We start from the raw sequence: 11,979 nt of genomic DNA on the forward strand, positions 1-11,979 counted from the left end.
GCACTTCCTGGGCGACGACGGCAAAGCCCTTGCCGGCTTCACCGGCGCGCGCCGCTTCGATACCGGCATTGAGCGCCAGGAGGTTGGTCTGGAAGGCGATGTCGTCGATCACCTCGATGATCTGCTCGATCTGGCGCGAAGCCTCCTCGATGCGTCCCATGGCGGCGATCGCGTTGGTGACGACGGTCGCCGAACTGTCGGCGCTGCGCTTCGTCTGGATCACCGCATGGTTGGCCTCACCGGCACGCTCGGCCGAGGAACGGACGGTGACAGTGATCTGATCGACGGCGGCCGCGGTTTCTTCGAGCGAGGCGGCCTGGGCCTCCGTGCGCTTCGACAGCGAATCTGCCGCATGATGCATGCTGGAGCCGCTCTCCTGGATCGCCTGCGCATTGGCGCGGATCTGGGCGAGCGTGTCCTGCAGGCGGATCAGCGAACCGTTGAAGTCCTGGCGCAGCTGCTCGAGGCGACCGTGGAACGGCACGTCGATCTGGCGCGACAGGTCGCCCTGGGCCAGGCGGCCAAGGCCAGCGGCAAGTTCGCTGACGGCGAGATCGATCTGGCGATCGAGCTCGCGCTTTTCCTGGTCGTTGCGGCTGCGCTCCATATCGGCGCGCGTCCGCTGCTCTTCGCTTTCGGCCTCGATGCGGACCTTGGAGAGCGCGTTCTCCTTGAACACGCCAAGGGCGCGCGCCATGTCGCCGATTTCGTCGCGGCGGCCGTCGCCGTCGATCGTCGTGTCGAGGCGGCCATCGGCGAGACGACGCATTGCTGCGGTGATCTGGCCGATCGGCTTCTTCAGCGTCAGCGTCAGGGCGATGCCTGCCAGAAGCGCGATGACGACACCGGCAACGGTCGCGGCGACCGAGATCTGGTTCGCCTCGTTACGCTCGGTTCCGGCGGCAACCTTCTGCTGTTCGGCAAATTCGGTGAGGTCGGTCCAGATCTGGTTGATCGATTGTCCGGCGGCGTCGAAGTCTGCGGTGCGCTTGACGGTGATCTCGACGAGCGCTGCGGCATCCTTCTTCATCGCCGTCAGGATCGGCATCAGCGTGTCGGCGATCTTGTCGAAGGAGGCGCCGTCGCTCGCGACACCGCGAAGCGTCGCCATGTTCTGCTGAACGGCGAGCGACTTGTCGAGCAGCTTCTGGCGATTGCTCTCGTTCGTCAGGCCCATGAAGGTGGCGGCGGAAATCTGGATATCGGTGATCGACGACGAGAGACGGCGGGTAGCGGTCAGAACCGATTCCGTCGTGACGATCTGCTCGTCGAGTTCGGCGAAAATCCGCGTCGCGTCACGCATCTTGCCGACGGACGCCGCTTCCAGGCGGAAGCTCGCGGTACGGAAGCGGTCGACATATTTGGAAATGCCCGCAAGCGTCTCGGGGCCGGCTGGCGCCTTCAGGATCGCGCCGATCTCGGCGGAGGCCGAAGTGATGGTTTCGGTGAGCGACTTTTCGTCCTTCGGCAGCAGGCGGAAGATGTCGCGCTCGGTGCGGCCGATCATCGGAAAGCGTTCCTTGACGGCCTTCAGCTTATCGTCAACGCTGATCGCCTTGCTGACCTCGGTGCCGAATTCGTTGAAGAAGCGGCTGGCGCGCATCAGCTTTTCAGCCTCGCGCAGCATGGTCTTGGCGGCGTTCTCGCTCTTGCGAACGGCGTATTGCAGGCGGTTCGATTCTTCGTTGATCTTGGCGCGCTCGATCAGCAGGGCGTCGAGGTTCGAGTTCATTGCCGTGCGCAGGTCCTGCTCGCCAACGTGCAGCGTCCAAAGGCCGCCGATGCGGGCCTCGATGTCGCTGGTCGCCGCGATTGCCGCCTTCAGTTCGTCCTGGCCGTTCTGGCCGGCGACCTGTGCAGCCGTATCGGCGAGCACGTCCTTCTGCGCCGAGATCGTCGACTGCACGGCATCGCGGGTTTCTTCGGTAGTCGAATGCAGGAAGGCGTTCATGCCCGCATAGACATCCTTGAAGCCGCTCAAGGTCTGCAACACGCTGTTGGAAATCTCCATGCGTCCCTGAAGCAGGCCGGATGCATAGAGGCCGGTGATACCGACGGCACAGATGCTGACGACGAAGGGCAGAATGAAAAACAGCACCTTCGTCTGGATCTTGAAACGGGCAAGAATTCTATCGATGAACATGGAAAACACCTTGGCTCGCAGCTCGCATTCGCCTCCCCCGACGGCTCGCTAGGTCTCCGCACTCAACGACAGGGCGTGAATGTGCGAACGATCGAGAGCCACCCGATGCGCAAACAGGCTGATGTTTTTCGAAAAATCATGCGGCGCACACCGCCAGTCCGTCGGCAATCATTGCGGATCCACGGCGCCACTCCTCGGCAACGTGAACCTGACGAAACTCACATCGTCGCACTATCTGTTTTGAACGATTAAAATTTGTATAAGCGCATTCAACCCGCGGCAGAAAATCCGTAGGCGTGCGCGGACGCGTCAAATGCGCCCGAGAGGCGGCCGCTTAAGGCCGATCCCCTGAACTCAGAACCAGAGAGCCGGAAGGGTTGCGAGGGCGGCAACCGCAAAGAATGCAATCAAGGCGAGGCGCGTGAGTGCGGCCTTCTGCTGACGGCTTTCATCGGTGCGGGCGATCGCGATGGCGCGGGGACGGCGGCGGATTTGGTTCATGGCATCCTGTCCTTGTCACATTGACCGGCAACGCTGGGTCCGCATGACCCGTATTGCCCGTCACAGTTATATTGCAGCCATGCCGTGGCGGAAGAAAGTCAAAAAATCAGAAACAGTGTTATTTCCGTTTACGCGACAATCCGATCCCACCAACTGCCGGCTGTGCCGACAAGGATAAAGGTTCGGCGAGATATATTAACAATCACTGAAGCTCGCCCCGCCAAAACCGGGGAAATCAGGCGTCCTGGCCGGCCGCAAAGCCCGACGCCCAGGCCCATTGGAAATTGTAGCCGCCGAGCCAGCCGGTCACATCGACGCACTCGCCAATAAAATAGAGCCCCGGCACAGCCTTTGCCTGCATCGTCTTGGAGTCGAGCCCGTTGGTATCGACGCCGCCAAGCGTGACTTCGGCCGTACGGTAGCCTTCCGAACCGGCTGGCTTGATGGTCCAGGCCTGTATCGAGGTGGCAAGCTGGTTGATGGTCTTGTCCGAGAGATCGGCCAGCTGGCGCCCGGTCAGCTTTGCGCCGTCGGCGAAAAACTGTGCCAGCCGCCGCGGCAGGATATCACCGAGTGCCGTCTGCGCCGCCTGCTTGCCGTGACTGCGCCTCGCATCCTTGAGAAGGGAGGCAATGTCGATGTCGGGCATCAACCTGAGCACGATCTCCTGCCCCTCGCGCCAATAGGAGGAAATCTGCAGGATGGCCGGGCCGCTCAGGCCGCGATGGGTGATCAGCACCGCCTCGCGGAACGCCGTCTTGCCGGATCGCGCTTCCGCATCGGCAGCGACGCCGGCCAGATCACCGATCGCTTCGAGCTGCGCCGGATCGAGCGTCAGCGGCACGAGACCGGGACGCGTTTCGATGAGCCCGAGGCCGAACTGCTCGGCGATCCGGTAGGCAAGCCCGGTCGCCCCCATCTTCGGGATCGACTTGCCGCCGCTGGCAACGACCAGCGACTGCGCATCGATCGGTCCCTCGCCCGTCATCACGCGAAAGCCGGCGCCATGGCGCTCGACGCTCTCGATCGTCGTTTCGAGGCGAAGATCGGCATGCACGTCGCGCATTTCGGACAGCAGCATCTTGATGATGTCTTTCGCCGAATGATCGCAGAAGAGTTGACCGAGGGTCTTTTCGTGCCAGGCGATGCCATGCTTTTCGACAAAAGCGAGGAAATCGCGCGGCGTGTAGCGCGCCAGCGCCGACTTTGCGAAATGCGGATTGGCGGACAGAAAGTTCTTCGGCCCCGCATGGATATTGGTGAAGTTGCAGCGGCCACCGCCGGAGATGCGGATCTTTTCTCCCGGCGCCTTGGCATGGTCGAGCACGGCCACGCGGCGGCCGCGCTTGCCCGCCTCGATGGCGCACATCATGCCGGCGGCACCGGCGCCAATGATGACCACATCTGTCTTTTCAGCCACGAAACACTCCGCTCGTTTGTCCTTCCATTCCGGTGGCAAAGCAGAAAGTCAATGATCAAGCCCATCTAGCCAATTGCCAATCTGTGGTTATGATGCGCTATCCGAAGCCAAAACCGGTGATTTATGCCCTCCAAGAGAAGTGCTGCCCAACAAACAACGAAAATCAGCAAGACTTCGAAAATACCCCCCGCCCTCCACTCCCTCCGCGGTGTGAAGACCTGGAAGGAAGCCACGGACTGGCTCAAGATCCGCGGCATCGAAGACGTCGAATGCATCACGCCCGACCTCGCCGGCGTTCCGCGCGGCAAGATGATGCCGACCTCGAAGTTCACCTCCAACACCTCCCTGGCGCTGCCCTCGGCCGTCTACCGCCATACGATCTCGGGCGAATATCCAGATGAAACCGGCCAGTTCCGCTACGATTCCCGCGACAGCGACATCAAGCTCGTGCCCGATCTCTCGACCCTTTCGGTCGTTCCCTGGGAGACCGACCCGACGGCGCAGGTGATCTGCGACATCGTCGGCTCGCAGGGCGAGCAGATCAGCTACACGCCGCGCAACGTGCTGAAGCGCGTGGTCGATCTCTACAAGCAGAAGGGCTGGAAGCCGGTCGTCGCACCCGAGATCGAATTCTACCTCGTCGCCACCAATGACGATCCCGACTATCCCCTGCATCCGCCGAAAGGCCGTTCCGGTCGCTCGATCCTCGGCGGCCAGGGCTATTCGATCGCCGGCATCAACGAATTCGACGAACTGATCGACGACATCTATCACTTCTCCGAGAAGCAGGGTCTCGAGATCGATACGCTGATCCACGAAGAAGGACCGGCGCAGCTCGAAATCAACCTGCGCCACGGCGACCCGATCGAGCTGGCCGACCAGGTGTTCCTGTTCAAGCGGACGATCCGCGAGGCGGCGCTGAAACACGGCATCTATGCCACGTTCATGGCGAAGCCGATGCAGGGCCAGCCCGGCTCGGCGATGCACATTCACCAGTCGGTGGTCGAGATCAACACCGGCCGCAACCTGTTCTCCAACCCGGACGGTTCCGCATCGAAGGAATTCTTCCACTTCATCGGCGGCATGCAGCACTATGTGCCGCGCACGCTGGTGATGATGGCGCCCTATGTGAACTCCTTCCGCCGACTGACGCCCGACATGTCGGCGCCGGTCAACACCGCCTGGGGCTACGACAACCGCACCACTGCCTTCCGCATCCCGGTGTCGGAGCCGGTCGCCCGGCGTATCGAGAACCGGCTGCCGAGTTCGGATGCCAATCCCTATCTGGCGCTCGCGGCCTCGCTCGCCTGCGGCTATCTCGGCATCATAGAACAGCGCGATCCGACGGCGCCGACCGAGGACACGGCCAACGAGGGAGAGATCGACCTGCCCCGCGGCCTGCTCGAAGCGGTTGCGCTGCTGGAATCGGCACCCTCGCTTGCAGATGTGCTCAGCCCCGAGTTCATCGCCATCTATGCCGGCGTCAAGCGTGGCGAGTTCGAGACCTTCATGCAGGTCATCAGTCCCTGGGAGCGCGAATTCCTGCTTCTCAACGTCTGATCTCAGAGGTTCTCCATGTCCTGGCAAAGCCCGATCTCGCCCGGTTACTCCTGGTATGAGGCGACTGTTCCGGACCGACCGGACTATCCGCCCATGCCGGGATCGCGGAAAGCCGATGTCGCGATCGTCGGCGGCGGCTATACGGGACTTCAGGCGGCTTACAACCTTGCCAGGCAAGGCGTCGACGTCACCCTGATCGACGCCTGCCGCTTCGGCGACGGTGCCTCTGGCCGCAATGGCGGCCAGTTCGGCACAGGTCAACGCGCCTGGGCGGACGAGACCGAAGAGAGCCTCGGCCACGAACGGGCGCAGGCGCTGTTCGACATGGCCGAGAACGCAAAGCGTTACGTGCTCGACTTTGCGAACGCGCACGAGATCGACATCGAATTCGTGCCCGGCCAACTCTCGGTCGGGCACAAGCAAAGCCTCGAAAAAGACTATCGCGACCATGCCGAGGCGATGGCGACACGCTTCGGCTATCCGCACCTGACCTTCATGGAGCGCGAGGAAACCGCAAGCAGGCTCGGATCCGATCATTACCACTTCGGCATTCGCGATGCCGGCACCGGCCACATCCACCCGATGAAGCTGCTGGTCGGCCTTGCGAAACAGGCAGCGCTTGCCGGTGCCAACCTCTTCGAGCAGACCAAGGCCCTGAAGATCGACCGCAAGGGCGGCGCGATCGTCATCACCACCGACCGCGGCACGATCACCGCCGACCGCGTGCTCGTCGCCTGCAATGCCTATATCGGCAACCTGGAGCCGGTGAGCGCCAGCCATGTCATGCCGATCCGTTCCTTCATCGGCGCGACGACGGTGCTTTCGGACCACCCTGACGTCATTCCCGGTGGTGAGTCGGTCGACGATTCGCGCTTCGTCGTGCGCTACTTCCGCAAGTCACGGGATGGACGGCTTCTGTTCGGCGGCCGCGAAGCCTATACCGCCGACAATCCGCGCGACATCTCCACCCATATCCGCCGGCAGATCAGCGAGATCTATCCGCAGCTCGCCAATGTCGAGATCACCCATGCCTGGGGCGGCTCCGTCGGCATCACCATGCCACGCACGCCCTTCTGTCGCGAGGTCATGCCCGGCGTCACCTCGATCGGCGGCTATTCCGGCCACGGTGTGATGCTCTCCAACTATTGCGGCAAGCTCTATGCGGACCTGGCGCTCGGCAAGGACACCGAGCTCGACCTCTTGAAGGCGCTGAAAATTCCGGCTTTTCCGGGCGGAACCCGGCTCCGCTCCGCCCTTCTCTTCTTCGCGCTTAGCTGGTACGCATTACGCGACAGGTTCTGAAGAAGGCTTGCGGCGGCATTTTATTGCGCCGCGCTTGAGATCACGATGATTTTGGGTCGGCTCGACCCAAAATCATAAACGTGTTCAATAGTTAGAAGATAATGCGGGATGCGGGCGGAAAACCGCACGCACTTTTCCTCATCCCGCACTAGCGCCTTTAAATCGATTAGATTATATGTGCCCCTGACCTGAACAGATCGAGATATCCCATGAGCAGCCAGATCATTCCCGTCGAACCATTTGACTATGTGGTGTTCGGGGGCACCGGCGATCTTGCGGAGCGCAAGCTGTTGCCGGCGCTCTATCACCGGCAATTGGAAGGCCAGATCACCGAGCCGACGCGCATCATCGGCGCCTCGCGCGCGGCACTCAGCCATGAGGATTATCGCAAGTTTGCCGTTGACGCGCTGAAGGAACATCTGAAGCCGGAAGAGTACAAGGAAGAGGAAGTCGCGAAGTTCGCTGCACGCCTGTTCTACGTCTCCGTCGACGCCAAGTCCGACCAGGGTTGGGACGCGCTGAAGAAGATTCTCGAAGAGGGCAAGGAGCGCATTCGCGCCTTCTATCTCGCCGTCGGCCCGGCGATCTTCGGCGACATCTCCGAGCGCATCCGCGACCACAAGCTGATCACCAAGAACACCCGCATCGTCGTCGAAAAGCCTATCGGCCGTGACCTTGCGTCTGCGACCGAACTCAACGACACGATCGGCAAGGTCTTCCGCGAAGAGCAGATCTTCCGTATCGACCACTATCTCGGCAAGGAGACGGTGCAGAACCTGATGGCGCTGCGCTTTGCCAACGCGCTCTACGAGCCGCTGTGGAACTCCGCCCATATCGACCACGTGCAGATCACCGTGTCGGAAGCCGTCGGCCTGGAAAACCGCGCCGGCTACTACGACAAGGCCGGCGCGCTGCGCGACATGGTGCAGAACCACATCCTGCAGCTCGTCTGCTTCGTCGCCATGGAAGCGCCGACCTCGATGGACGCAGAAGCGGTGCGCGACGAGAAGCTCAAGGTTCTGCGCGCGCTGAAACCGATCACCTCGTCGAATGTCGAGCAGGTGACGGTGCGCGGCCAGTACCGCGCCGGCGCTTCGGCTGGCGGCCCGGTCAAGGGGTACCTGGAAGAGCTCGAAGGCGGTGTTTCCAACACCGAAACCTTCGTGGCGATCAAGGCCGAGGTCAGCAACTGGCGCTGGGCCGGCGTGCCCTTCTATATTCGCACCGGCAAGCGCCTTGCCGGCCGCATGTCGGAAATCGTCATCACCTTCAAGCAGATCCCGCACTCGATCTTCGACAACAATGCCGGCCGTATCTCGGCCAACCAGCTGGTCATCCGCCTGCAGCCGAACGAAGGCGTGAAGCAGTCGCTGATGATCAAGGACCCGGGCCCGGGCGGCATGCGCCTGCGCAGCGTCTCGCTCGACATGAGCTTCGCCGAGGCTTTTGCCGTGCGCAATGCGGACGCCTATGAGCGGCTGCTCTTCGACGTCATCCGCAACAACCAGACGCTGTTCGTGCGCCGCGACGAAGTCGAGGCCGCATGGAAGTGGGTCGATCCGATCCTGAAGGCCTGGGAAGAGACCGGACAGCAGGTCCAGGGCTACACCGCCGGCACCTGGGGCCCGAGCCAGTCGATCGCGCTGATCGAGCGCGACGGCCGGACCTGGAACGACGCGATATAGGTGCGCCGATGACGTCTACACTTCATACATTCGAAAACGGCGCAGCACTGGCGCAAGGCCTTGCCGATGCAGTGGGCCAGACGCTCGCCACCGGCATTGCCGCACGCGGCTCCGCGAGCATCGCCGTCTCCGGCGGCTCCACGCCCAAGGCATTCTTCCAGGCGCTGTCGAAGAAGGACATCGCCTGGGACAAGGTGACGGTGACGCTGGTCGACGAGCGCTTCGTGCCGCCGGAAAGCGACCGCTCCAACCATGGTCTGGTGGCGGCCAACCTGCTTCAGGGCAAGGCGGCTGCAGCAACCTTCCTGCCGCTCTACCAGGCGGCCCCGACGGCGGAGGCCGCGGCTGATCTGGCAAGCCGGGAAACGGCGAAGATCGGCGCACCGTTCGACGTGGCGATCCTCGGCATGGGAACGGACGGTCACACCGCATCGTTCTTCCCGGGCGGATCGCAACTCGCGCGCGCCATCGATCCGGCAACGCCGCGCGGCGTGATCACGATGGAAGCCGAGGGTGCCGGCGAAACCCGCCTGACCTTTACCTTTGCCAGCCTCCAGGATGCACGGCTTCTGGTGCTGCACATCGAGGGCGAAGGCAAGAAGACGGTTCTCGCCAAGGCCGAAGAAGCCGGCGACGAAAAGGACATGCCGATCCGCGCGATGCTGCGCCGCGCCGCGTCGCCGGTGCAGATCTACTGGGCGCCGTAGATCGGAATGATGTTGGGCCGAACCGGCCCGATAGGAACTTTGGAGACACGTTCAGCCGGTGGCGCGCTCCCGTCGGATTGCACAGGTGTTTCTGAGAAACGCCGGGACGCGGCTTGCGCTCTCCCAAGCTCGCCGCGCTCCGGACGATGACTGGATGAAGATGAGGAGTCCGAAGACTCCGGAACAGGATTTGCCATGTCCGCCGATTCCCGCATTGCCTCGATCACGGCTCGCATCGTCGAGCGCTCGAAACCCCACCGCGAGCCCTATCTCGATCGCGTCCGCCGGGCGGCATCGAGCGGTCCGCATCGCAGCGTGCTCGGTTGCGGCAACCTCGCGCATGGATTTGCCGTCTGTTCCCCCGCCGAGAAGGTAGCGCTTGCGGGCGACCGCGTGGCCAATCTCGGCATCATCACCTCCTACAATGACATGCTGTCGGCGCATCAGCCGTTCGAGACCTATCCGGCGCTGATCCGCCAGGCGGCCAGCGAGGCAGGTGGCGTCGCCCAGGTTGCCGGTGGCGTGCCCGCCATGTGCGACGGCGTCACGCAAGGCCAGCCGGGCATGGAGCTGTCGCTGTTTTCGCGCGACCTGATTGCGATGGCGGCCGGCGTCGGCCTGTCGCACAACATGTTCGATTCCACCGTCTATCTCGGCGTCTGCGACAAGATCGTGCCGGGCCTCGTGATCGCGGCACTGACCTTCGGCCACCTGCCGGCGATCTTCGTGCCCGCCGGGCCGATGACCTCGGGCCTGCCGAACGACGAGAAGGCGCGGGTTCGCCAGCTGTTCGCTGAAGGCAAGGTCGGCCGCGACGAACTGCTGGAGGCGGAATCGAAGTCCTACCACGGACCGGGCACCTGCACCTTCTACGGCACCGCCAACTCCAACCAGATGCTGATGGAGATCATGGGTTTCCATCTGCCCGGCGCCTCCTTCATCAATCCGGGCACGCCGCTGCGCGACGCGCTGACGAAGGAAGCGGCCAAGCGGGCGCTGGCGATCACCGCCATGGGCAACGAGTTCACGCCGGCCGGCGAAATGATCGATGAGCGCTCGATCGTCAACGGCGTTGTCGGCCTGCATGCGACCGGCGGTTCGACCAACCACACCATGCACCTCGTCGCCATGGCGCGTGCTGCCGGCATCGTCTTGACCTGGCAGGACATTTCCGAGCTTTCGGACATCGTGCCGCTGCTCGCCCGCGTTTATCCGAACGGACTTGCCGACGTGAACCATTTCCATGCCGCTGGCGGCATGGGCTTCCTGATCAGCCAGCTGCTTCGCGCCGGCCTGCTGCACGACGACGTGCGCACCGTCGTCGGCCAGGGTCTCGACGCCTACAAGATCGACGTACGCCTCGGCGCCGACGGCAATGTCGAACGCGTGCCGACGCCGAAGGAAAGTGCCGACCCGAAGGTGCTCGCCACCATCGACCAGCCGTTCCAGCACACGGGCGGCCTGAAAATGCTGACCGGCAATCTCGGCAAGGCCGTCATCAAGATCTCTGCCGTCAAGCCGGATCGCCACATCATCGAGGCGCCAGCCAAGATCTTCCACGACCAGGCCGAACTCAACGCCGCCTTCAAGGCCGGCAAGCTCGAGGGCGATTTCGTCGCCGTCGTGCGCTTCCAGGGCCCGAAGGCCAACGGCATGCCGGAACTGCACAAGCTGACGACCGTGCTCGGCATCCTGCAGGACCGCGGCCAGCGCGTCGCCATCCTGACGGACGGCCGCATGTCCGGCGCCTCCGGCAAGGTGCCGGCGGCAATCCACGTGACGCCGGAAGCGAAGGACGGCGGCCCGATCGCTCGCATCCAGGAAGGCGACATCGTCCGCATCGACGCTGTTGCAGGCACGATCGAAGTGCTGGTCGAGGATATCGCGCTCAAGACGCGTGTGCCGGCGCATGCCGACCTGTCGGACAACGACTTCGGCATGGGCCGCGAGCTCTTCGCGCCGTTCCGGGCGATTGCGGGCGCGGCTGATCAGGGCGCCAGCGTTCTCTTCCACTGACATAAAAAGCGCCGCTCCCATTGGGGCGGCGCTTGGTCTTCAAACGATCGTGAAAAGCTCAGGGCAGTGGCCCGGGGAACATGTCGTTGCGCCCGTCATAGCGCTCGATCTCCAGCGTGAAGACATCGACGCCTTCGATGCAGCGGGCATTGATCGAGATCTTGTTGTCCGGGTAGCCGCTGCGCATGATCGGCGTCGAACAGGTCGGGCAGAAATGATGCCCCTCGTTAAGACCGCGCCAGATGTAGCTCGACAGGCGGCGCTTTTCGGTCAAGAGCTTCACCTTGGCGGCGTCCACCTTCCAATGCAGGAAGCCGGAGCGCCGGCAGGTCGAGCAATTGCAGTCGACGAGACCGGTCAGCTCTTCGTCGACTTCGACGGCGATATCGCCGCAATGGCAGGAAAGCCGATAGGGTCGCTGCATGGTTCAGGTCCGATCCCGTTGATTGAGACCACAACCATCCATTGAGCGCGGCAGGGCCGTCAAGTCCGGCGCGGCACCTCAGCGATAGATGTCGAGCGTGCGGTTGCGATGGTTCGGATGGGTGCTGTAGACGAAAATGCGATTGAGGTCGCGGTCCGTCAGCATGCGCAGGAAGCGCGCCTCGATGACGTTGTTGGCATGCACCCGCTTCAAAAGGCAGC

General features: G+C 63.0%; 9 protein-coding genes. 5 read left to right on the forward strand and 4 right to left on the reverse strand.

Annotation, left to right across the window (positions count from 1 at the left end):
- The 3 genes from L981_RS15745 to L981_RS15750 form a co-directional block, all read right to left on the reverse strand.
- Positions 1-2,143 (reverse strand): methyl-accepting chemotaxis protein (locus tag L981_RS15745; protein ID WP_043617926.1); only part of this gene is annotated, 2,143 nt, incomplete at its 3' end.
- Between the two features lie 354 nt (positions 2,144-2,497).
- Complete coding sequence (locus L981_RS35095) at positions 2,498-2,644, reverse strand: hypothetical protein (protein ID WP_197067147.1); 147 nt, start codon at positions 2,642-2,644, stop codon at positions 2,498-2,500.
- A gap of 235 nt (positions 2,645-2,879) precedes the next feature.
- Positions 2,880-4,064: an NAD(P)/FAD-dependent oxidoreductase gene (locus L981_RS15750; protein ID WP_043617929.1), complete on the reverse strand. Its 1,185-nt coding sequence runs from the start codon at positions 4,062-4,064 to the stop codon at positions 2,880-2,882.
- 123 nt (positions 4,065-4,187) lie between these two features.
- Here L981_RS15750 and L981_RS15755 point away from each other — a divergent pair, with 123 nt between their 5' ends.
- The 5 genes from L981_RS15755 to edd all read left to right on the forward strand — a co-directional run bounded on the left by L981_RS15755 (position 4,188) and on the right by edd (position 11,334).
- Positions 4,188-5,624 carry a glutamine synthetase family protein gene (locus L981_RS15755; protein ID WP_043617932.1) on the forward strand — a complete coding sequence of 479 codons (1,437 nt, stop codon included), beginning with the start codon at positions 4,188-4,190 and terminating at the stop codon, positions 5,622-5,624.
- 15 nt (positions 5,625-5,639) lie between these two features.
- On the forward strand, positions 5,640-6,926 hold the full coding sequence (locus tag L981_RS15760; protein ID WP_043617934.1) for an FAD-binding oxidoreductase: 1,287 nt from the start codon (positions 5,640-5,642) through the stop codon (positions 6,924-6,926).
- Positions 6,927-7,135: 209 nt separating this feature from the next.
- The gene (gene zwf, locus L981_RS15765; RefSeq protein WP_043617937.1) at positions 7,136-8,611 is read left to right on the forward strand and encodes a glucose-6-phosphate dehydrogenase; all 1,476 of its coding nucleotides are present in this window, start codon (positions 7,136-7,138) and stop codon (positions 8,609-8,611) included.
- Between the two features lie 8 nt (positions 8,612-8,619).
- Complete coding sequence (pgl, locus tag L981_RS15770; RefSeq protein ID WP_043617940.1) at positions 8,620-9,318, forward strand: 6-phosphogluconolactonase; 699 nt, start codon at positions 8,620-8,622, stop codon at positions 9,316-9,318.
- Positions 9,319-9,513: 195 nt separating this feature from the next.
- Positions 9,514-11,334: a phosphogluconate dehydratase gene (gene edd / locus L981_RS15775; RefSeq protein WP_043617943.1), complete on the forward strand. Its 1,821-nt coding sequence runs from the start codon at positions 9,514-9,516 to the stop codon at positions 11,332-11,334.
- A 58-nt stretch (positions 11,335-11,392) separates the two neighbouring features.
- Here edd and L981_RS15780 read toward each other — a convergent pair whose 3' ends face one another.
- Positions 11,393-11,758, reverse strand: coding sequence for a GFA family protein (locus tag L981_RS15780; protein ID WP_043617946.1), 366 nt, complete (start codon positions 11,756-11,758; stop codon positions 11,393-11,395).
- Positions 11,759-11,979 lie beyond the last annotated feature (221 nt).

Origin of the sequence: Ensifer sp. ZNC0028 (genome assembly GCF_000799055.1) — a bacterium.
Lineage (GTDB): Bacteria > Pseudomonadota > Alphaproteobacteria > Rhizobiales > Rhizobiaceae > Ensifer.